Here is a 23,433-nt window from a genome sequence, read left to right as displayed (position 1 = left end):
GAATTCTTCTTATCTTTGCTCTTCAAACACATTATGAGTATGAATACAGAAACAGCAAGTGTTTTTCCTCCAAGAGAAGCCAAACCGAAATGGTTGCGAGTTAAATTACCTACCGGAAAAAAATATACCGAGTTAAGAGGTCTTGTTGACAAATATAAATTAAATACTATTTGTACCTCAGGAAGTTGCCCGAATATGGGAGAATGTTGGGGAGAAGGTACAGCAACTTTCATGATCTTAGGTAATATCTGTACCCGTTCCTGCGGATTTTGCGGTGTTAAAACCGGAAGACCAGAAGATGTAGACTGGGAAGAACCTGAAAAAGTAGCACGTTCCATTAAGTTAATGAACATCAAACACGCTGTTATTACCAGTGTGGATCGTGATGACCTAAAAGATATGGGATCCATTATTTGGGCTGAAACGGTTAAAGCTATACGTCGTATGAACCCTCATACCACTTTAGAAACATTAATTCCTGATTTTCAAGGAGTAGAAAAAAACATTGACCGTATCATTGCGGTTGCTCCTGAAGTTGTTTCTCATAATATGGAAACCGTACGCCGTTTAACCCGTGAAGTACGTATTCAGGCTAAATACGACAGAAGTCTGGAAGTGTTGCGCTATTTAAAAGAGCAAGGCATCAACAGAACCAAATCAGGAATCATGTTAGGTTTAGGCGAAACAGAAGAAGAAGTGATTCAAACCTTGCACGACCTGAAAGATGCTAAAGTTGATATTGTTACTATAGGACAGTATTTACAACCTAGTAAAAAACATTTGCCCGTGAAAGAATTTATCACACCGGAGCAATTTGAAAAATACGAAAAAATAGGAAAAGAATTAGGTTTCAGACATGTAGAAAGTGGTGCTTTAGTACGTTCTTCTTATCATGCTGAAAAACACATTCATTAAGATTTTTGTTGTGGAGATAGAGCAACTAACGGCTATTTTTTATTCTCACAGCAATCCTGAGAAGCGTTTGAAAATGGAAAATTATATGAAAAATAATTTTCCATTTTTAGGCATTCAGACACCTGTTCGCAGCAAACTGCAAAAACCTTTTTTACAGCGTTTTAAAAGCGAAAAAAAAATCAACTGGGATTGGGTTCAATCGCTTTGGGACTTAAAAGAGAGGGAATTTCAATATAGTGCTCTTGATTATTTAATCACTAAAAAAAAACACCTTACACCTGCTGATCTGAATCAGCTCAAATACCTGATTATAACAAAATCCTGGTGGGACAGTGTTGATCTAATAGCCAGTCATCTTATCGGTTTTATAGTCCGAAATTATCCGGAGGTCAAACAAGATGTTTTACAATGGTCGGCATCAGAAAACATCTGGCTTAAAAGAACCGGCATCATTTGCCAATTAAAGTTCAAACAAGAAACCGACACCCTCTTTTTAAGTCAGGCTATCACTAAAAATTTAAACAGTAACGAATTTTTCATCAACAAAGCTATCGGTTGGGCTCTTCGGGAATATTCCAAATGCAACCCGCACTGGGTTTCTGAATTCATAGAAAATCACCCCTTGAGTTCCCTTAGTAAAAAAGAAGCCGGTAAATACCTGTAAAAATATTATGTCAAAAGAAATAAAAATAGCAATAAACGGTTTCGGACGAATTGGCCGAAATCTTTTCCGTTTACTCATTAATCATCCGACAATAGAAGTTGTAGCTATTAACGATATCGCTGACAACAAAACCATGAGTCACTTACTGAAATATGATAGTATTCATGGTATTTTACCCAATACTATTAACAGTACTGACGAGGGCATTTTAGTTGATGAAAAACTCATTCACTTTTTCCATGAAAAAGAAATCAAAAATCTGGATTGGAAATCGTTAGACATAGACTTTGTAGTTGAATCAACCGGAAAATTCAAAACGCAGGAACTGGCGCTGCAACACATTGAATCCGGAGCTAAAAAAGTAATCTTATCAGCACCGCCGGAAGATGACAAAATAAAAACCATCGTCCTCGGAGTAAATGAGTATCTGATAGACGGATCAGAACTCGTGATCTCGAATGCCAGTTGTACTACTAACAACGCTGCGCCTATGATTAAGGTAATCCAAGAACTCTGCGATATTGAACAGGCATATATTACCACAGTGCATTCCTACACTACCGATCAAAGTTTACACGACCAACCTCATAAGGATTTGAGACGAGCTCGAGGAGCGGCGCAATCTATTGTTCCGACCACAACGGGAGCGGCCAAAGCCTTAACTAAAATTTTTCCGGAATTGAATGAAAAAATAGGAGGTTGCGGTATTCGCGTACCGGTACCTGACGGATCTTTAACGGATATCACTTTTAATGTCAAACGAAAAGTAAGCATCGAAGAAATAAATGAGGCATTTAAAAGAGCCTCTGAAACCAACTTAAAAGGAGTTTTAGCCTACACAGAGGATCCTATTGTATCTGTTGATATATTAGGAAATACCCATTCGTGTTTATTTGATGCCCAATTGACCTCTGTAATTGACAGAATGGTTAAAGTCGTGGGCTGGTATGACAATGAAATCGGTTATTCGTCCCGATTAATCAATTTAATCGATTTCATGGCAAATAAATAATTTTTCATATATTTATATCCCCTCTTTACAATGGACTTTAACCTGTTTTTAAATTATCTAAAAGTTTGAGAGCAATACTATTCTTGTTACTGTTTGTCCTTTTCCCTTTTTCAGGGAAATCTCAAGCCTTATACAAAGAAGTCGCTAAAATTAATGATAGTGTAGACTACTATTTAGAGATTGCTATCTTCAATAAGGAAGATAAAAAATCATTCAACAAAGCCATTTTTTATACTGAAAAAGCAATTGATTTTGCCAAAAACAGCAATCTCCAAAGCAAACTGGGAGATTGTTACTTAGTCTTAGGTGGTATTTATTTTGAAATTCAAAAGATTGATGACGCTATTGACAATTACATCAGAAGCATTAACTCTTACGGGAAAAATGTTCCTAAATCGAATTTGGCTCTGGCTTATTACAACTTAGGAAAATGTTATATTGCTAAAAACAAACCTGAACTTTCTGATATCTATTTTAAAAAAGCCTCGCTTATCTTTCAAGAACTTAACTTCACGGATGCTATTGAACTCATCAACTTACAAAAAGCAATCCTGCTTACTGAAAAAGGTGAAAAAGAAGAAGCTTCAAAAATATTTAAAAGGATCATTATTAACTCTAACGAAAATGAAGCCCTTACCGAGACTCGAATCGAAGCTCTTTATCAATTATCCCTGATTGAATTTGGAAATAAAAATTATAACGAAAGTATTAATCTGCTTAACAAGGCACTCACTTTAAATTCAAATGGACCTAAGAACCTCAACCTGCAAAAAAAAGTTCTGAAACAAATCAGTGATACCTATAAAGCAAATACTGATTATGAAAAATCATATAAATATCTTGCTCTATATGCTACTATAACAGACTCTATAGGAAACTTTTACAGCAATTATGTCAACGAAAATGCTTACGATAAAATTCAGTTTGAAAAACAGTTAAAAACAATTGAATTACTGGATAAAGAAAAAAAGAGTCAACAAAAAACATTGCGCTTTTCTAAGTTAATCAGTATTTTGAGTATTGCTTTGATTTCAATTCTATCCCTTTTAAGCTTGTCGTTATACAAGAACAATAAGATCAGAATAAGTACAAACAAACTTTTAAAAGAAAAGAATAAAGAACTAATTAAAGAAAAAGAAAAGGTAGAAAAAGCCTCCAAAGCCCGTGCTGAGTTCATGGCTACAGTGAGTCACGAATTGAGAACACCCTTGAATGCCATCAACGGAATCACCTATTTATTGCTTCAGGAAAAACCGAGAGCCAATCAGTTAAATTATCTGAAATCTTTAGAATTTTCCGGAAACTACCTCTTAAACTTCATCAACGACATCTTAGAAATTAACCGTCTGGAATCTGATAAGATACTCGTTGAAAAAATAAGTTTCAATATTCACGAACTAACTACTAATATCAGAAATTCATTTAACGAATTTATACATGAGAATAAAGTAAACTGTCATCTGGATATTGACGATTCTATTCATCATTATTTGATCGGGGATCCGACTAAACTCTCTCAGGTGATTATCAATTTGATGAATAATGCCATTAAATTTACCAAAAACGGAGATGTATGGTTTACGGTAAAAAAACTGAATGAAAGTAATACGAATATCAAATTATATTTTGAGGTACGTGACAACGGTATTGGTATCCCAAAAGACAAACAAGAAACTATTTTTGACAGTTTTAGTCAGGGATCCGTTGAAATTAACCGGACATATGGTGGTACCGGCTTAGGATTATCTATCGTAAAGAAAATCTTAGAACTTTTAGGCACTGAAGTAAAGCTGGAAAGCGACACAGACAAAGGTACTTCTTTCCGCTTTGTAGTTGATTTTGAAAAAGGTAAAGAATTATCCGAACAGAAAATATTTCATCCTAATACTGAAAATCAATGTTTTAAAGACAAGTCAGTTCTTTTAGTAGAGGACAACAAGATCAATCAGATGATCACATTAAAAATGCTTGAGAAAAAAGAAGTAAAATGCACGATCATAGACAATGGTGAAGAAGCCATAGAACATTTGAAAGATCATCATTATGACTTGGTTCTAATGGATGTACATTTGCCGGGCATTAACGGTACAGAAGCTACTGCTGCCATTCGTGAATTTGACACTGATACTCCGATTATTGCCCTAACGGCAATTTCCCTTAACGAAAACAGAGAAATGCTATTATCTTACGGAATGAATGATGTGATTACCAAACCATTCATTCCTGATAATTTTTATGCCGTTATTTCAGAATATCTTAATATTCCAAAATAAAATTCCGGATCAGATCTCTTACATGAGGTTCGGCTTTTTGAGCAGCTAAGAGTACTTCTTCATGATTTACCTCATTGATATTAGCCTCATCTCCCATATCTGTAATAACAGAAACGCCAAAACAATCCATGTCCATATGGCGTGCTACAATAACTTCGGGAACTGTAGACATTCCTACACAGTCTGCTCCTATTGCTTTTACCATGCGATATTCTGCCAGCGTTTCAAATGTTGGCCCCTGTAGTGCTAAATACACTCCTGTTTTTAATTCAAAATTCAGATTTTGTGCTATTTCAGTTGCCTTAGCCATCATTTTTCGGCAATAAGGTTCGCTCATGTTCAAAAATCTCGGTCCGAAACGTTCGTCATTCTTCCCTCTTAACGGATGATCCGGCATCATATTGATATGATCTTTGATCATCATAACATCTCCGACTTTAAAACCGGGGTTGACACCTCCTGAAGCATTGGAAACAATAACCTTGTTAATTCCTAAGAATTTCATTACCCGCACCGGAAAAGTTACCTCTTTCATCGTATATCCTTCATAATAGTGAAAGCGTCCTTGCATTGCCATTACTTTCTTAGTACCTATAGTTCCGAAAAGTAAGGCTCCTTTATGTCCTTCTACTGTTGACACCGGAAAATGCGGTATATCTTTATACTCAATTGTATATTCAATTGTTATATCATCAGCAAACCCTCCTAAGCCTGATCCTAAAATAATTCCATATTCCGGTTCAAAACCATGGGTTTTATCTTTTAAAAAAGCTATGCTTTCCTGTACTTTATCCCACATAATTAAGTATTAATTTATTTAATTCATCTTGGTTCTCAATGATCTCAACTGTTATGGGTAAATACCCTATTGATTGTTCTTGAATTTTTCCTTTTAACCTCATATAATCTTTCTCCGTGGTCACAATTCTTCTTCCCTTCGCCGTCTTCAGTATGTTTTCTATATCCTTATCCGTAAAATCATGGTGATCCGGAAACAACATAACCTCATCCTTTTCTCCTTTTAAGAATTTTACAAATCCGGTCGGATTGGCTATGCCGGCAACGATCAATTTACTTTCGATCAAATGCTGTACTTCTACTTTTTCTTTCCAGCCCCATAAAAAATCATCATATTTTATCCGGCTAAAGAATATCGGTACAGCAACATTTAATTCCTTCTTGATATTTTGCATTGCAATTTCAGAAATATCATCGGGACATTTAGTGACAATTATCACGTTTGCTCTCCTTTTCCCGATTGAAGGCTCACGAAGATCTCCGAAGGGTAAAATATAATCCCGTGTAAACAAATGATTGTAATCCGTTAATAAAATATAAAATCCGGCTTGCACTCTGCGATGCTGAAAAGCATCATCCAGTAAAATCACTTCCGGATGTATTAATTCCTGTAATTTCTCAATACCATTTCTGCGATCTGCATCTACTGCAACAGCAACTTCTTTAAATTTAGAATAGAATTGAAAAGGCTCATCACCGATAGTCGCAGCATTAGCTCTTTCATCTGCTAAAATAAAACCTTTCGTTTTACGTCCATACCCTCTGCTTAAAGTCGCTACTTTCTTATTTTGTAATAAGCGGACTAAATATTCTATATGAGGTGTTTTTCCGGTTCCACCCACACTTAAATTTCCTACGGCTATAACCGGCAAAGAAAATGTATAGCTCTTAAGCCACCCTAAATCATAGAACAGATTTCGGCAATAAGTCACCATCCAATATACAAATCCTAACGGAAAGAGTAATTTTCGTAATAAATTCATAGTACGAAAGTAGCATTTTTTTATCTTTGATAGAAATAAAAATATCAGTCCATGAAGTTATCTGAAATTCTTACGGTCTTAGAAGAAATGGCACCACTTTCGTATGCTGAAGATTTTGACAATGTTGGCCTGCTGGTAGGGCAACCGGAACAAGAAGTCAGTGGAATTTTGGTCTGTCATGATGCCTTAGAAAGTGTCATAGAAGAAGCTGTTGAAAAAAAATGCAATCTGGTAGTCTGCTTTCACCCTATCCTGTTTAGCGGTATAAAAAAGATAACGGGAAAAAATTATGTTGAAAGAGCTATTCTTAAAGCCATTAAACATGATATTGCTATTTATGCTGTACATACCGCTTTAGACAATCACAAAAAAGGGGTCAACAAAATATTCTGCAATGCTTTAGGACTAACCCATACCAAAATTTTAATTCCTAAAACCAACTATATCAAAAAACTAATCACCTATACCATTCCTGAGAATGCCGAAAAACTAAGAAATGCACTTTTTGATTCCGGAGCCGGAAAAATAGGAAACTATGAAGATTGCAGCTTCAATAGCCAGGGAATAGGAACCTATTTAGGAGGTGAAGACAGCAGTCCTCAAATAGGAGAACGCTTTGAATTTGTAGAAAATACTGAGATAAAAATTGAGGTTACGTTTGAAAAACATCTGCAAAGCAAAATATTAAAAGCATTGTTCAGAAACCATGCCTACGAAGAAGTAGCCTATGAGATCTATTCTTTAGACAATTTACATCAGAATATAGGGTTGGGAATGATCGGCGAATTTGAAACTCCGATTTCTGAAACTGAACTATTAGAACTTACTAAGACTACAATGCAATGCGGCGGTATACGCCACAGCTCTTTTACCGGAAAAGAGATTAAAAAAGTAGCCGTTTTAGGCGGATCAGGCAGCTTTGCCATTAAAAATGCTATTGCCGCAGGAGCCGATGCTTTCCTGACTGCTGACCTGAAATACCACCAATTTTATGAAGCAGAAGGTAAACTACTTCTAGCTGACATCGGACATTTTGAAAGTGAAAGATTTACAAAAAATTATATTGTTGATTATCTTAAAGAAAAAATCACTAATTTTGCAATCATTTTATCAGAGGAAAATACAAACCCGGTTCAATATTTTTAAATATGGCAAACACAAAAGAACTAAGTGTAGAAGACAAATTAAGAGCGCTTTACAGTTTACAACTTGTTGATTCTAAAATAGACGAAATCAGAAGCGTTAGAGGAGAATTACCTTTAGAAGTAGAGGATTTAGAAGACGAAGTTGCAGGTCTTACCACTCGTTTAGAAAAATTCAAAAGTGATTTAGAATCCATTGATGCTCAAATTAAAGAAAAGAAAAATGCAATAGACGAGCACAAAAGTACCATAAAAAAATATCAGGAACAGCAAAAAAATGTTCGTAACAACAGAGAATACAACTCTTTAACTAAAGAGATCGAATTTCAGGAGCTTGAAATCCAATTAGCTGAAAAGCATATCAAAGAAATGAAAGCTTCCATCGAACATAAGAAAGAAGTTGTTTCTCAAACTAAAGAGAAGTTAGAAGCAAAACAAACACACTTAAAGCACAAAAAAGCTGAGTTAAACGACATTATGTCTGAGACTGAAAAAGAAGAAAACTTCTTAATAGAAAAGTCTGAAGAATTACAAAAACAGATCGAAGGTCGCTTATTAACTGCTTATAAAAGAATCAGAGGAAGCGTTCGCAACGGATTAGCTGTTGTTTCTATTGAAAGAGGAGCTTCTGCCGGGTCTTTCTTTACAATTCCTCCGCAAACACAAATGGAAATTGCCGGACGTAAAAAGATCATTACTGATGAACATAGCGGACGTATCTTAATTGATAGTTTCCTTGCTGAAGAAGTTAAACAAGATATGGAGAACTTATTTGCTAAGTTATAAGAACTGGTAAATTATAGAGATAAAATCCCGATTGGTTTTCAATCGGGATTTTTTTTGTCTTTTTAAAAGTAACAAACGCCTTAATTATTTCATCTATAGAAAACAAAATTACTATTAATTTTATCTATTACATCATAAAAACTCAATATAAAACCTAAGATTTAATAAAACAAAAGTCAGATATATTTGAAAAATCTAACATCATAATATATTTGAAATGAAAAAAATAATCTTATCAGCTGGTTTATTGGTACTACTTAGCTGTAACGACAAAGCAGAAGAAAGCAACGCAGAAGCGGAAAGCTGTCCTTTTGGTTTCGGAAGTAAACCAAAAAAAGAAATGGAAAAAAGCAGTGCCACTACCAATAAAGATTGGTGGCCGAACCAATTAGACCTAAGCACACTCCGTGCTAATTCCAGTTTATCCAATCCGTTAGGAGACGAATTTGACTATACAAAAGAGTTTAGCACTTTAGATTATTTTGCATTAAAAGAAGACATACGCAAAGTCTTGACTGATTCTCAGGAATGGTGGCCTGCTGACTATGGACACTATGGTCCTTTTTTTATTCGTATGGCGTGGCACTCAGCCGGAACCTATCGTACAGGTGACGGACGTGGCGGAGGTGGCGAAGGACAACAGCGCTATGCTCCGTTAAATTCCTGGCCAGATAACGGTAACCTTGATAAAGCCAGACGCTTATTACAACCTGTAAAACTAAAATACGGACAAAAAATCTCTTGGGCCGACCTTATGATCCTTGCCGGTAATGTAGCGTTAGAAGATATGGGATTCCCTACTATCGGTTTTGCAGGTGGACGTGCAGATACATGGGAACCTCAAACGGTTAACTGGGGGGAAGAAAAAAAATGGGTAGAAGAGCATCGCAACCCGGAACATTTAGCCAACGCTTTATCAGCTACTGAAATGGGGCTTATTTATGTTAATCCGGAAGGACCAAACGCTAACCACGATCCTAAAAATGCAGCACTGGCTATTCGTGCTACCTTTGCAAGAATGGGAATGGATGATGAAGAAACTGTCGCTCTAATTGCCGGAGGACACTCTTTTGGAAAGACACATGGTGCCGGATCGGCAACTCATGTTGGAAAAGCTCCAGAAGCAGCCGATATTGAAGCTCAAGGTTTAGGCTGGAAAAGCTCTTATAAAACAGGAAAAGGTACTGATGCCATTACTTCCGGCTTAGAGGTAACCTGGACAACCAATCCTGTTCAATACACACATGGATTCTTTAAATCTTTATTCGGAAATGAATGGGAACTTACTAAAAGTCCAGCCGGAGCCTATCAGTGGGTAGCAAAAGATCCGAAAGCTATGGTTCCCGATGCTTTTGATAAAAACAAAAAGCATAAACCAACTATGTTGACCACAGATCTATCCCTACGTGAAGATCCCATCTACAACAAAATCTCTAAACGATTCTTAGACCATCCTGAAGAGTTTACCAAAGCTTTTGCCCGTGCTTGGTTTAAATTAACTCACCGTGATTTAGGGCCTAAAACAAGATATATTGGTCCGGAAGTACCAACACAGGATTTTATTTGGCAGGATCCTCTTCCGGAAGCGGATTATGATCAAATTAATTCGACAGATATTACCAATCTTAAAAAAATGATCTTAAACTCGGGATTAACCTCTTCTGAATTAGTTTCTACCGCTTGGGCTTCAGCAGCCTCTTTCCGTGGTTCAGATTACAGAGGTGGTGCCAATGGAGCTCGCATTCGCTTAGAACCACAAGTGAATTGGGAAGCTAATAATCCGACTCAACTTAAAAAAGTACTGGCTACATTAGAAAAAATACAAGCTGACTTTAATGCTAAGGCCGGTAAAAAGAAAGTATCTATGGCTGATCTAATCGTTTTAGGAGGTTCAGCAGCCGTTGAAGATGCCGCTAAAAAAGCAGGTTTTACTATTGTCGTTCCATTTACAGCAGGTCGTGTTGACGCTACTCAAGAGCAAACCGATATCAAATCATTTGCTGTACTTGAACCTATTGCTGATGGTTTCCGAAACTACTTACATGCAAATCATCCGGCAAAATCGGAAGAATTATTAATTGACAAGGCCGAATTACTAACTCTAACCGCACCGGAATTAACGGTTTTAGTAGGTGGATTACGCGTATTAGATGCCAATTACGACCATTCAAAATATGGCATTTTTACGAACCAACCAGGTGCTTTGACGAATGATTTCTTTGTAAATCTATTAAGCATGGATACTAAATGGACTGCCATTGATGAGAAAAAAGAATTTTTTCAAGGAAAAGATCGTAAAACCGGAGCCGTTAAATACACAGCAACTCGTGCAGATTTAATCTTTGGTTCTAATTCTGAGCTAAGAGCTTTAGCAGAAGTTTACGCAAGTTCAGATGCGAAAGAAAAATTTGTGAAAGATTTTGTTTCTGCTTGGGTTAAAGTCATGAACTTAGACCGTTTCGACTTAAAAAAATAACAATTTCTACATATTACTAATTAAAAAGGCAGTTTGGAAACAGGCTGTCTTTTTTGTATTCTTCCTATAATAGGAAAACAAAAATATATAAATAAATGATGTGGGAGCCCTTGTTTTAAAAAACTTTCTCAAAAGTCTTTCCGTTAAATTTATAGACACCTGCATTTGCCATTCCAAAGAGTAAGTTATTGGCATTATCTTTATAAATACACCAAATCATGGATGAAGAAAGCCTATTGTCTATTTCATAATTTGTCATGATTGTTCCGTCAAATTTCCACGCTCCAGTATCTCTATCGCCAAACCAAATATTTCCTTCGCTATCTTCTTCAATTGCAAAAACATGTTCTAGTGTTCCTGCCGGAGATTTAGCACCGCTTCTTTTACTTTCAGGATGTATTAAATTTTGTTTTTCAGAAAAATTAATAGTCGTATTCCCTTCTTTTAACAAAACTCCTATTCCATTATTGCCTATCCACAATCTACCTTTAGAATCTTCTAAAACACTTCTCACGTGCAACATCCCATTTTCCATATTCAAACCTAAAGATGCATCATCCATTATAGTAAATTGGATACCATTGTAGCCATAAACTCCAGTATAACTTGCAATCCATTCTGTATTATTTTTTCCTGTTGCATGGCTTGTTACTACATTATTACCTCCAGTATTTTCAGGCCTTGGAAACGGAAACAATAAGAAATATATTTGTTGACCATCATATCGATAAACACCATCTGTATTACCCGCAGTAAACCAAAGATCATCTTTTGTTTTAATCCATTTGCTGTTTGTGTTTCTAATCTCTTCCTTTGGATAAGTCGCAATGGTTTTTCCATCATAACTACAAGGTCCGTTCGCGGTTTCAAACCATATAGTTCCATTTGAATCTTCTTGAATAGAGCGTACCTGATTATCTGGCAAACCTTCTTTGATTGTAAAATATTCAAATGTTTTTCCATTAAACTTACAAACTCCTTCGGTATGACTTCCCAACCAATAATTGCCTTTTGTGTCTTGTAAAATAACACGTATTCCTGAAGTAAATTGAAGGCTATCTGATTTTAAAGTGTTTAAAACTTCACTATTTATTGGTTCAATTTCAGCTATTTTTTTCTCTATACATGAAAAATTAAGCAACACTAATAGTAATAGTATAAACATCTTTAGAAAATTTTTCATTTATAGTTTTTATTAATTTTTCCTCTAAAATAATCAAAAACAAGCACTTTATACCTTTTTCTAGCTTCAAAATTAAACGTATTCATAACTGGTAAAAGTTTATCTTTGCATTATGGAAGAAAACAAAACACGTATTAATAAATTTTTATCGGAAAGTGGATTTTGTTCGCGTCGTGAAGCCGATAAATTAATTGAACAAGGTCGGGTTACTATTAACGGAGAAATTCCTGAAATGGGAACCAAGGTTGGTCCGGATGATGAAGTACGTGTTAATGGCAAATTAATCAACGAAAAAAAAGAAGGATTTGTTTATCTATTATTCCATAAACCTGTTGGTATAGAATGCACTACCAACCAAAGTGTTAAGGGCAATGTTGTGGATTATATTAATTATCCGGAACGTATTTTTCCTATTGGTCGTTTAGACAAAGCCAGTGAAGGTTTGCTGTTAATGACAAACGATGGTGATATTGTCAATAAAATTCTTCGTGCGCGCAACAACCACGAAAAAGAATATATTGTTACGGTAAGCAAACCTATCACCGAACGTTTTATCCAACGCATGAGCAATGGTGTTCCTATTTTAGATACCATTACCCGAAAATGCAAAGTAGAACAGATCAGTAAATATGTTTTCCGTATCATCTTAACTCAAGGTTTAAATCGTCAAATTCGTAGAATGTGTGAATATCTGGATTATGAAGTAACCGCTTTAAAACGTATTCGTATTATTAATATTTCACTTGATGTTCCTGTTGGTAAATATCGTGAATTAACGAAAAAAGAACTTGATGCTTTAAATAAATTAATTGAACCGTCCAGTAAAACGGAAGAAGCCAGTTTACCGGCAAACAATAAAAAAGGATTTTCGGGTAAAAGAAATTACGGTACAAGGAATCGTTAAAAAGTGACTTCCATTACATAATCGTCCATTACGTAACCCAAACCGATATCAATTACTTCGTCTTTTACAATTTTGAAGCCTAATTTGGTATAAAAATCTTTTGCCTTGTTGTATTTATTCACATTAAGATAAATAGCTTGCTGATTGGCTTCAAGAGCAAGTTCTCTTACTTTCTCAAACAACAACTTCCCTACTCCTGTTCCTTGTGTCTCTGGTAATACATAAATCTTATGTATTTTAGTTCTATCAGGAGAACAATTGATCTCATACGAAACAAAGCCTACATATTTACCTTCTTCGTTTTGAGCCAAGTAAAAAACATGATTGTGTTTCATTTGTTCAGAGAGCGCTTCTTTAGCATAAAATTTATTGAGCATATACTGAAGTTGTTCCGAACTCAGAATATCTTTGTAAGCCACAGGCCAGATTTGGCATGCCAAATCATCAATGACCTCTAAATGATCAGAATCTGCTTTAATCAATTGCATAACAAAAAATTTTTCTCAAAAATAAAAAAGTCTCGTTATAAATAAACGAGACTTTTTTACTATTTCTTAAGCTTGACCTGTTGGTCCGAAATTCAGTGGAATATTAGGTGTTTCACCTTCTTTTATTTCTCCGTGTTGCGCTTCAAAGCGTCTCACATTCTCAGCTAAAGCTTTCAGAAGTCTTTTTGCATGCTGTGGTGTTAACACAATACGCGACTTCACTTTTGCTTTAGGAACACCTGGCATAATAGACACAAAATCAACTACAAATTCACTATTTGAATGATTGATAATCGCTAAGTTAGAATAAATACCTTCAGCGGTTTTTTCATCCAACTCAATATTGATCTGACCTTGTTGCGGGTTGTTATTGTTATTTTCCATAGGTATAAAGTTAAAAAAACCTAACAGAAATCTGTTAGGTTTTTGTTATTTACATGCTTTAATTTAGAAATTAAATTCTTCTTTAGCAGCCATTAATTCACTATATTCCTCTTTAGAACCTACAATAATGTTATCGTATTCTCTCATACCTGTACCGGCCGGAATTCTGTGACCAACGATTACATTTTCTTTCAATCCTTCAAGAGTATCAACTTTACCTGCTACAGCAGCCTCGTTCAACACTTTTGTAGTTTCCTGGAAGGAAGCTGCAGAAATGAAAGATTTCGTTTGTAATGATGCTCTTGTAATACCTTGTAGTACCGGAGTTGCCGTTGCCGGAATAACATCACGTGCTACTACTAAATTTTTATCACTACGTTTTAACAATGAGTTTTCATCACGTAATTGACGAGGCGTTACGATCTGACCTGCTTTTAGTGTATCAGAATCACCTGCATCTTCAATCACTTTCATTCCGTATAATTTGTCATTTTCAGTAATAAAATCTGAAGTATGCGCTAATTGATCTTCTAAGAATAAAGTATCTCCCGGATCTTCAATTCTAACTTTACGCATCATTTGACGAATCACTACTTCAAAGTGTTTATCGTTGATTTTTACCCCTTGTAAACGGTATACCTCTTGAATTTCATTAACCAAATACTGCTGAACAGCTGAAGGTCCTTTAATTCTCAAGATATCTTCCGGAGTAATAGCTCCGTCTGATAATGGCATTCCTGCTTTTACGAAGTCGTTCTCCTGAACTAAGATTTGGTTCGAAAGCTTAACTAAATATTTCTTCACTTCACCAAATTTAGACTCGATAGCGATCTCACGATTACCTCTCTTGATCTTACCGAAAGTAACAACACCATCAATCTCAGAAACAACAGCTGGGTTAGATGGGTTACGAGCCTCTAACAACTCTGTAATTCTTGGTAAACCTCCTGTAATATCTCCTGCTTTAGAAGAACGACGAGGAATTTTAACTAAGATCTTACCTGCCTTAATTTTTTCTCCGTCATCAACCATCAAGTGGGCACCTACCGGTAAGTTGTAAGAACGGATCAATTCTCCGTCTTTACCGTAAATATGTAGAGTAGGGATTAATTTTTTATTACGAGCTTCAGAAATAACTTTTTCCTGGAAACCTGTTTGCTCATCAATCTCTACTAAGAAACTTTCACCTTGCTTAATATCTTCATATTCAACTTTACCTGTAAATTCAGAGATGATCACACCATTATAAGGATCCCATTTACAAATTACCGTTCCTTTTTCGACTACATCACCATCATTTGCAAAAATATAAGAACCATAAGGTATATGGTGCGTATTTAATACAATGCCAGTTTTAGCATCTACTAATTTTAATTCAGTAGAACGAGAGATTACGATATCCACAATATTTCCTTCGTTATCTTCTCCTTTAACTGTTTTAAGATCTTCAATCTCTAAACGTCCGGCAAACTTAGTAATGATACTTGACTCTTCAGATAAACCTCCTGCTACCCCTCCAACGTGGAATGTACGTAGGGTTAACTGAGTACCTGGCTCACCGATCGATTGTGCAGCAATTACACCAACAGCTTCACCTTTCTGAGTCATTTTTCCTGTTGCTAGGTTTCTACCATAACATTTTGCACAGATACCTTTTCCAGCCTCACAAGTCAATGGCGAACGAACTTCTACGCTTTCTAAAGGAGAAGCATCAATTCTTTTGATCACTGCTTCGGTAATTTCTTCACCTGCAGGAACAATAACTTCCGAAGTTAAAGGATCCACTACATCATTCAATGCAACACGTCCTAAGATTCTCTCTCCAAGAGTTTCTACAATTTCTTCATTTTTCTTAAGAGCTGTTACCTCAATACCCTCAATGTACCACAGTCAACTGAATTAACAATTACATCTTGTGAAACATCATGCAACCTTCTTGTTAAATATCCGGCATCGGCTGTTTTTAACGCGGTATCGGCAAGACCTTTACGCGCACCGTGCGTAGAAATAAAGTATTCTAAGATCGAAAGACCTTCCTTAAAGTTGGAAAGGATCGGGTTTTCAATAATTTCACCACCTCCAGCAGTTGATTTTTTAGGCTTAGCCATCAAACCACGCATACCGGTTAACTGACGAATCTGTTCTTTTGAACCCTCGCTCCAGAATCCAACATCATGAATACTGAGTTAAATCCTTGTTGGTCTTCGCGAATGTTTTTCATTGCTAATTCTGTTAACAATGCATTTGTCGAAGTCCAAACATCAATTACCTGATTGTAACGTTCGTTGTTGGTAATAAGTCCCATGTTATAGTTCATGGTAATTCCGGCAACTTGTTCGTTTGCATCAGCAATCAATTGTTGTTTACGATCAGGAATCTTAATATCACCCAATGAGAATGATAATCCTCCTTGGAATGCAAAACGATATCCCATATTTTTAATATCATCTAAGAAAGCAGCTGTTGTAGGAACATCTGTTACACCTAAAATATTACCAATAATATCACGTAGTGATTTTTTAGTTAATACTTCATTGATGTAACCGGCTTGTTCCGGAACCACTTCATTAAACAATACTCTACCTGCAGTAGTCTGGATAATTTGATATGTCAATTCTCCGTTTTCATTAAAATCTTTAGCTCTTACTTTAACACGAGCATTTAGATCTAACTTCCCTTCATTGATAGCAATATGAACTTCCTCAACTGAATAGAACGTTTGTCCTTCTCCTCTAATCGGATTTTCAGGGCTCGAAAGTCTTTCTTTGGTCATATAATACAATCCAAGAACCATATCCTGAGACGGTACTGTAATAGGAGCACCGTTAGCAGGGTTCAAGATATTGTGAGAAGCTAACATTAACAACTGTGCTTCCAAAATAGCTTCAGGTCCTAATGGTAAGTGTACCGCCATCTGGTCACCGTCAAAATCGGCATTAAATGCCGTACAGGTTAACGGGTGTAACTGAATAGCTTTACCTTCAATCAATTTTGGCTGGAACGCTTGAATACCTAAACGGTGAAGCGTAGGAGCACGGTTTAGTAATACCGGATGACCTTTAATTACATTTTCTAAGATATCCCATACTACCGGCTCTTTTTTATCAATGATCTTCTTAGCTGATTTAACTGTTTTAACGATACCTCTTTCGATCAATTTACGAATTACGAAAGGTTTGTATAGTTCGGCAGCCATATCTTTTGGCAAACCACACTCATACATTTTCAATTCAGGTCCAACAACAATTACCGAACGAGCAGAATAATCCACACGTTTACCTAATAAGTTTTGACGGAAACGTCCTTGCTTACCTTTTAATGAATCTGATAATGATTTTAATGGTCTGTTTGATTCTGTTTTTACAGCTGAAGCTTTTCTTGTATTGTCGAATAAAGAGTCAACAGCTTCCTGTAACATACGTTTTTCATTACGTAAGATTACTTCCGGAGCTTTGATCTCCATCAATCGTTTTAAACGATTATTACGGATAATTACACGACGGTACAAGTCATTCAAGTCAGAAGTAGCAAAACGTCCTCCGTCTAGTGGCACTAACGGACGTAACTCAGGCGGAATAACCGGAATTACTTTTAAAATCATCCATTCCGGACGATTCTCTCTGTTTTGGTTAGCCTCACGGAAAGACTCAACTACCTGAAGGCGTTTTAAAGCCTCTGTTTTACGTTGTTTAGATGTCTCATTATTCGCTGCATGACGCAAATCGAATGACAGTTGATCTAAATCAATTCTTGATAATAAGTCCATGATACATTCCGCACCCATTTTGGCTACGAATTTGTTCGGATCATTATCGTCTAAATATTGGTTCTCCATCGGAAGAGTATCTAAAATATTCAAGTACTCCTCTTCTGTTAAGAAATCTAATCTATTTAAGGTCTCTCCATCAGGACCTTTAGCAATACCCGGTTGAATTACTACATATCTTTCGTAGTAAATAATCATATCTAATTTCTTAGACGGCAATCCTAAAAGGTAACCGATTTTATTCGGTAATGAACGGAAATACCAAATATGAGCGATAGGCACCACTAAATTAATGTGTCCTACACGATCTCTACGTACTTTTTTCTCTGTTACTTCAACACCACAACGGTCACAAACGATTCCTTTGTAACGGATTCTTTTATATTTCCCGCAGGCACATTCATAGTCTTTTACCGGACCGAAAATTCGCTCACAGAAAAGACCATCTCTTTCTGGTTTGTGAGTACGATAGTTAATTGTTTCAGGTTTTAAAACCTCACCTCTGGATTCAGCTAAAATAGATTCCGGAGAAGCCAAGCCTATCGTAATTCTGTTAAATCTTTTAACGGTGTTTTTATCTTTTAATCTTGTCATGATATGAATGCTATCGATTTTGTAAAAAACGTTAAACGTTATAAAGGGGAGTGCTTTCACACTCCCTTGAAATTATTCCTCTAATCTGATGTCTAATCCAAGACCTTTAAGTTCATGCATCAATACGTTGAATGACTCCGGTAATCCTGGTTCAGGCATTGTTTCACCCTTAACGATTGCTTCGTAAGTTTTAGCTCTACCCATCACGTCATCAGATTTAACCGTTAAGATCTCTCTCAAGGTACTTGAAGCACCGTATGCTTCAAGAGCCCATACCTCCATCTCTCCGAAACGCTGACCACCGAATTGAGCTTTACCTCCTAATGGTTGTTGCGTAATCAATGAGTATGGTCCGATAGAACGTGCGTGCATTTTATCATCAACCATGTGACCTAATTTCAACATATAGATCACACCTACTGTTGCCGGTTGGTGGAAACGTTCACCTGTACCTCCATCGTAAAGGTAAGTATGACCGAATCTCGGGATTCCTGCTTCGTCAGTCAATGCATTAATTTCATCTAACGTTGCACCATCAAAAATAGGTGTTGCGAATTTTTTACCTAATTTTAAACCTGCCCATCCTAAAACAGTTTCATAGATCTGTCCGATGTTCATACGAGATGGTACACCTAGTGGATTCAATACAATATCAACAGGAGTTCCGTCTTCTAAGAAAGGCATATCTTCCTGACGAACGATTTTTGCCACAATACCTTTGTTACCGTGACGACCCGCCATTTTATCTCCTACTCTTAGTTTACGTTTTTTAGCAATATAAACTTTAGCTAATTTTAAAATTCCTGATGGTAACTCATCTCCAACTGTAATAGTAAATTTCTCTCTTCTCAACCAACCTTGTAAATCGTTCAATTTGATTTTGTAGTTGTGAACTAAATCATTTACCATTTTATTTGTTGTATCATCAGTTGTCCATTGCCCTTTCGTTAAGTGAGCAAAATCATCAACTGACTGTAACATTTTTTTAGTGAATTTCTTACCTTTTGGTAATACTTCTTCACCTAAATCGTTCAATACTCCCTGAGATGTTTTACCATCAACGATCAAGAACAATTTATCAATTAATTTATCTTTTAACTCGTTGTATCTTACTTCAAATTCTACATCAAGTTTATCGATATCTTCTTTATCTTTTGAACGCTTACGTTTATCTTTTACCGCTTTAGCAAACAATTTTTTATCTAAAACAACACCACGTAATGACGGAGAAGCTTTTAATGAAGCATCTTTCACATCTCCTGCTTTATCACCGAAGATAGCACGTAATAGTTTTTCTTCCGGAGTAGGATCTGATTCTCCTTTCGGTGTGATCTTACCGATCAGTATATCACCAGGTTTTACTTCAGCTCCGATACGGATCATTCCGTTTTCATCCAAGTCTTTAGTAGCTTCTTCAGAAACATTCGGAATATCATTTGTTAACTCTTCGTTACCTAATTTAGTATCACGAACTTCTAATGAATAATCGTCTACGTGAATTGAGGTAAAGATATCGTCACGAACTACTTTTTCAGAAATCACAATCGCATCCTCGAAGTTGTACCCTTTCCAAGGCATGAACGCTACTTGTAAGTTTCTACCTAACGCTAACTCTCCGTTCTGCGTTGCATATCCTTCACAAAGAACCTGACCTTTATTTACACGATCCCCTTTTCTAACGATCGGTTTTAAGTTGATCGAAGTACTTTGGTTTGTCTTTCTGAATTTGATCAACTGATATGTTTTTTCATCTTCGTCAAAACTTACCATTCTTTCTTCGTCGGTTCTATCGTATTTAATGGTAATCTTGTTTGCATCAACATAAGTGACCAATCCAGCTCCTTCAGCATTAATCAATACTCTTGAATCAGAAGCAACCTGACGTTCAAGACCTGTACCAACGATTGGTGATTCCGGACGCAATAAAGGAACTGCCTGACGCATCATGTTTGATCCCATCAACGCACGGTTCGCATCATCATGCTCCAAGAAAGGAATCAATGAAGCCGAAATAGAAGCAATCTGGTTCGGAGCAACGTCTGTATAATTCACTACATTAGGCTCTACAACAGGGAAATCACCTTCTTCACGGGCAATTACTCTTTCTGCTGTAATTTTTCCGTTCTCATCCATTTCGATATTTGCTTGCGCAATCATCTTACCTTCTTCTTCTTCAGCGCTCAAATAAATTGGTTCATTTTTCAAATCAACAACACCGTCTTCAACTTTACGATAAGGAGTTTCAATGAATCCCATTCCGTTTACTTTAGCATAAACCCCTAAAGATGAAATCAAACCAATGTTTGGTCCCTCTGGAGTTTCAATCGGGCATAAACGTCCGTAATGCGTATAGTGAACGTCACGAACCTCGAAACCTGCTCTTTCTCTGGATAAACCTCCGGGTCCTAAAGCAGACAAACGACGTTTGTGTGTAATCTCTGCTAACGGATTCGTTTGATCCATGAACTGAGATAACTGGTTTGTTCCGAAGAACGAGTTAATTACTGAAGATAATGTTTTCGCATTGATCAAATCGATCGGAGTAAACACCTCATTGTCACGAACATTCATACGTTCACGAATAGTACGTGCCATACGGGCTAAACCTACACCGAATTGTGCAGAAAGTTGTTCCCCAACTGTTCTTACACGACGATTCGATAAGTGATCGATATCATCAATCTCTGCTTTTGAGTTAATCAACTCAATCAAATATTTAACGATAGTAATGATATCTTCTTTCGTTAAAACTTGTTTATCCATCGGGATATCCAAGCCTAATTTTTTGTTCATTCGGTAACGACCTACATCACCTAAGTTATAACGTTGGTCAGAAAAGAACAATTTATCGATAATGCCTCGAGCAGTTTCTTCATCAGGCGGTTCTGCATTACGCAACTGACGATAGATGTGTTCTACGGCTTCTTTTTCTGAGTTTGTAGGGTCTTTTTGTAACGTATTATGGATAATAGTATAGTCTGCTGCATTGTTATCCTCTTTGTGTAAAAGGATTGTTTTTACATCAGCTTCAATAATTTCTTCAACGTTATCTTTATCTAAGATAGTATCACGATCTAAAATGATCTCATTACGTTCGATAGATACTACTTCCCCTGTATCTTCATCAACGAAATCTTCATGCCATGTATTCAATACACGTGCAGCAAGTTTTCTTCCGATGTATTTCTTGATCCCTGATTTAGAAACTTTGATTTCTTCTGCAAGGTCAAAAATTTCTAAAATATCTTTATCTCTTTCAAAACCGATAGCACGGAAAAGAGTGGTAACCGGTAACTTTTTCTTTCTATCGATATAAGCATACATTACACTGTTAATGTCTGTAGCGAATTCGATCCAAGAACCTTTAAAAGGAATAATTCTGGCAGAATATAATTTTGTTCCGTTTGCATGGAACGATTGTCCAAAGAACACACCAGGAGATCTATGTAACTGAGAAACTACAACCCTTTCAGCTCCATTAATAACGAAAGTACCGCTTGGAGTCATGTAAGGAATAGTTCCTAAATATACATCTTGAACAATAGTTTCGAAATCTTCATGTTCAGGATCTGTACAATACAATTTCAATCTAGCCTTTAGAGGTACACTGTACGTTAAACCTCTATCAATACACTCTTCTATTGTATAACGGGGTGGATCGATAAAATAATCTAGAAATTCTAATACGAATTGATTTCTCGTATCCGTAATTGGAAAATTTTCCATGAAGGTATTATAAAGACCTTCATTACTTCTTTCATCTGATTTCGTTTCTAATTGGAAAAAATCCTTAAACGATTTCACCTGAATATCCAAAAAGTCAGGATAATTAGGAATGTTCTTTGTAGAAGCAAAATTTAATCTTTGAGTCTGATTAGCAATCATCAATGGACAAATTTTTGATTTAAAAAAGTAATTTTCGTGTCAGAAACACTATGTAATTTATACTTCCTTTTAAAAATAATCAACACATCTTTAAAAATAACCAGGAAAGTTAGTTTATTTTCTTTCTTCGTATTGACTACTATTTTTTGGTAAAAAAGATAAAATTCTTTTTATACGCAAAATGGTTTAGGCCTTTGAGACAATATCTCAAGGCCTAAACCTGGTTTTTTACCTAAGTTTAGCTTATTTTAGCTCAACTGCAGCACCTGCTTCTTCTAAAGATTTTTTAAGACCTTCAGCCTCATCTTTAGAAACTCCTTCTTTAATGTTAGCCGGAGCTGAATCTACGATATCTTTAGCTTCTTTCAATCCTAAACCAGTTAATTCTTTAACTGCTTTTACAACTGCTAATTTAGAAGCACCAGCATCTTTCAATACTACTGTGAATTCAGTTTGCTCTTCAGCAGCAGCAGCATCACCACCTCCACTTACAACTACTGCAGCAGCAGCAGGCTCGATACCATACTCATCTTTTAATATTGTTGCTAATTCGTTAACTTCTTTAACTGTTAAGTTAACTAATTGTTCTGCGAATTGTTTTAAATCTGCCATTTTTCTATCTTTTAATTTTGTAAAATATAATAATTTATTTGTGCGTTCTTTTTATTCAGGAAATTACTCCGCAGCTTCTTCTTTTTCTTCTTGATTTTGAAGAGCAGCGATAACTCTCTGAGCCGGAGATTGAAGCAATCCGATGATTTCTGCAATAACTTCTTCTTTAGATTTAATAGATACTAATGAATCTAATTGATTGTCTCCGATATAGATTTCCTCATTGATATAAGCTCCTTTTAACAAAGGCTTGTCGCTCTTTTTACGGAATTCTTTGATTACTTTTGCAGGACCATTAGCTGTTTCTGCAATCATAATAGAAGTATTTCCTTTTAAAACTGTTGGCAATTCACCATAGTTTGTTTCAGAAGCTTCCATTGCTTTATCAAGCAATGTATTCTTAACCACTTCTAATTTAATTCCTGCTTTAAAACAAGCTCTTCTTAAGTTAGAAGTTGTATCTGCATCAAGTCCTGAAATGTCTGCTAAATACAATACATTCACTCCCGCTAACTGTGCAGTTAAATCTTCAATAGCTAATGCTTTTTCTTCTCTAGTCATGATACTA

Annotated in this window: 16 protein-coding genes and 1 pseudogene; 8 read left to right on the top strand and 9 right to left on the bottom strand. The window is 36.0% G+C overall.

Annotation, left to right across the window (positions count from 1 at the left end; translation table 11 throughout):
* Positions 1-39: 39 nt before the first annotated feature.
* The 4 genes from lipA (at position 40) to DI487_RS10910 (ending at position 4,864) form a co-directional block, all read left to right on the top strand.
* On the top strand, positions 40-915 hold the full coding sequence (gene lipA / locus DI487_RS10925) for a lipoyl synthase (RefSeq protein ID WP_109569674.1): 876 nt from the start codon (positions 40-42) through the stop codon (positions 913-915).
* 10 nt (positions 916-925) lie between these two features.
* Positions 926-1,579 (top strand): DNA alkylation repair protein, encoded by a 654-nt coding sequence (locus tag DI487_RS10920; protein WP_218925769.1) that lies wholly within the window; start codon positions 926-928, stop codon positions 1,577-1,579.
* Positions 1,580-1,586: 7 nt separating this feature from the next.
* The gene (gap, locus tag DI487_RS10915) at positions 1,587-2,591 is read left to right on the top strand and encodes a type I glyceraldehyde-3-phosphate dehydrogenase (RefSeq protein WP_109569672.1); all 1,005 of its coding nucleotides are present in this window, start codon (positions 1,587-1,589) and stop codon (positions 2,589-2,591) included.
* A 65-nt stretch (positions 2,592-2,656) separates the two neighbouring features.
* Positions 2,657-4,864 carry a tetratricopeptide repeat-containing hybrid sensor histidine kinase/response regulator gene (locus tag DI487_RS10910; RefSeq protein WP_109569671.1) on the top strand — a complete coding sequence of 736 codons (2,208 nt, stop codon included), beginning with the start codon at positions 2,657-2,659 and terminating at the stop codon, positions 4,862-4,864.
* Here DI487_RS10910 and DI487_RS10905 read toward each other — a convergent pair.
* Together DI487_RS10905 and lpxK are read right to left on the bottom strand one after the other, a co-directional pair.
* Positions 4,848-5,663 carry a purine-nucleoside phosphorylase gene (locus DI487_RS10905; protein WP_109569670.1) on the bottom strand — a complete coding sequence of 272 codons (816 nt, stop codon included), beginning with the start codon at positions 5,661-5,663 and terminating at the stop codon, positions 4,848-4,850. The two genes, DI487_RS10910 and DI487_RS10905, sit on opposite strands and share 17 nt — an antisense overlap.
* On the bottom strand, positions 5,653-6,645 hold the full coding sequence (gene lpxK, locus DI487_RS10900) for a tetraacyldisaccharide 4'-kinase (protein ID WP_109569669.1): 993 nt from the start codon (positions 6,643-6,645) through the stop codon (positions 5,653-5,655). Before lpxK ends, DI487_RS10905 begins: the two co-directional genes overlap by 11 nt.
* Before the next feature lie 51 nt (positions 6,646-6,696).
* On the opposite strand from lpxK, the gene DI487_RS10895 reads away from it, so the two are divergent.
* The 3 genes from DI487_RS10895 (at position 6,697) to katG (ending at position 11,049) form a co-directional block, all read left to right on the top strand.
* Complete coding sequence (locus tag DI487_RS10895) at positions 6,697-7,791, top strand: Nif3-like dinuclear metal center hexameric protein (RefSeq protein ID WP_109569668.1); 1,095 nt, start codon at positions 6,697-6,699, stop codon at positions 7,789-7,791.
* A 2-nt stretch (positions 7,792-7,793) separates the two neighbouring features.
* Positions 7,794-8,573: a zinc ribbon domain-containing protein gene (locus DI487_RS10890; RefSeq protein WP_109569667.1), complete on the top strand. Its 780-nt coding sequence runs from the start codon at positions 7,794-7,796 to the stop codon at positions 8,571-8,573.
* A gap of 217 nt (positions 8,574-8,790) precedes the next feature.
* Positions 8,791-11,049, top strand: coding sequence for a catalase/peroxidase HPI (katG, locus tag DI487_RS10885; RefSeq protein ID WP_109569666.1), 2,259 nt, complete (start codon positions 8,791-8,793; stop codon positions 11,047-11,049).
* Between the two features lie 115 nt (positions 11,050-11,164).
* On the opposite strand, the gene DI487_RS10880 is transcribed toward katG, so the two are convergent.
* Positions 11,165-12,232 (bottom strand): ligand-binding sensor domain-containing protein, encoded by a 1,068-nt coding sequence (locus DI487_RS10880; RefSeq protein WP_245896355.1) that lies wholly within the window; start codon positions 12,230-12,232, stop codon positions 11,165-11,167.
* 112 nt (positions 12,233-12,344) lie between these two features.
* Between DI487_RS10880 and rluF the strand changes: the two genes are divergently transcribed.
* Positions 12,345-13,136, top strand: a complete 792-nt coding sequence (gene rluF / locus DI487_RS10875) for a 23S rRNA pseudouridine(2604) synthase RluF (RefSeq protein WP_109569664.1) — start codon at positions 12,345-12,347, stop codon at positions 13,134-13,136.
* Here rluF and DI487_RS10870 read toward each other — a convergent pair.
* The 6 genes and pseudogenes from DI487_RS10870 to rplJ all read right to left on the bottom strand — a co-directional run bounded on the left by DI487_RS10870 (position 13,133) and on the right by rplJ (position 23,426).
* The gene (locus tag DI487_RS10870) at positions 13,133-13,624 is read right to left on the bottom strand and encodes a GNAT family N-acetyltransferase (RefSeq protein ID WP_109569663.1); all 492 of its coding nucleotides are present in this window, start codon (positions 13,622-13,624) and stop codon (positions 13,133-13,135) included. The genes rluF and DI487_RS10870 overlap by 4 nt on opposite strands.
* Positions 13,625-13,690: 66 nt before the next feature.
* Entirely contained in the window at positions 13,691-14,008 is a 318-nt protein-coding gene (locus DI487_RS10865) for a DUF3467 domain-containing protein (protein ID WP_109569662.1), read from the bottom strand.
* Between the two features lie 63 nt (positions 14,009-14,071).
* A pseudogene (gene rpoC / locus DI487_RS10860) lies at positions 14,072-18,368 on the bottom strand (DNA-directed RNA polymerase subunit beta').
* A 72-nt stretch (positions 18,369-18,440) separates the two neighbouring features.
* The gene (gene rpoB / locus DI487_RS10855) at positions 18,441-22,253 is read right to left on the bottom strand and encodes a DNA-directed RNA polymerase subunit beta (protein ID WP_109569661.1); all 3,813 of its coding nucleotides are present in this window, start codon (positions 22,251-22,253) and stop codon (positions 18,441-18,443) included.
* Between the two features lie 243 nt (positions 22,254-22,496).
* A complete protein-coding gene (rplL, locus tag DI487_RS10850; RefSeq protein WP_109569660.1) occupies positions 22,497-22,865 on the bottom strand; it encodes a 50S ribosomal protein L7/L12 in 369 nt (122 codons plus the stop codon).
* A 63-nt stretch (positions 22,866-22,928) separates the two neighbouring features.
* Positions 22,929-23,426: a 50S ribosomal protein L10 gene (gene rplJ, locus DI487_RS10845; RefSeq protein WP_109569659.1), complete on the bottom strand. Its 498-nt coding sequence runs from the start codon at positions 23,424-23,426 to the stop codon at positions 22,929-22,931.
* Between the last annotated feature and the right edge of the window lie 7 nt (positions 23,427-23,433).

Source organism: Flavobacterium sediminis, from assembly GCF_003148385.1.
Classification (GTDB): domain Bacteria; phylum Bacteroidota; class Bacteroidia; order Flavobacteriales; family Flavobacteriaceae; genus Flavobacterium; species Flavobacterium sediminis.
The sequence above is the reverse complement of the archived record's forward strand: the minus strand, read 5'-3'. Positions and strand labels throughout refer to the sequence as shown.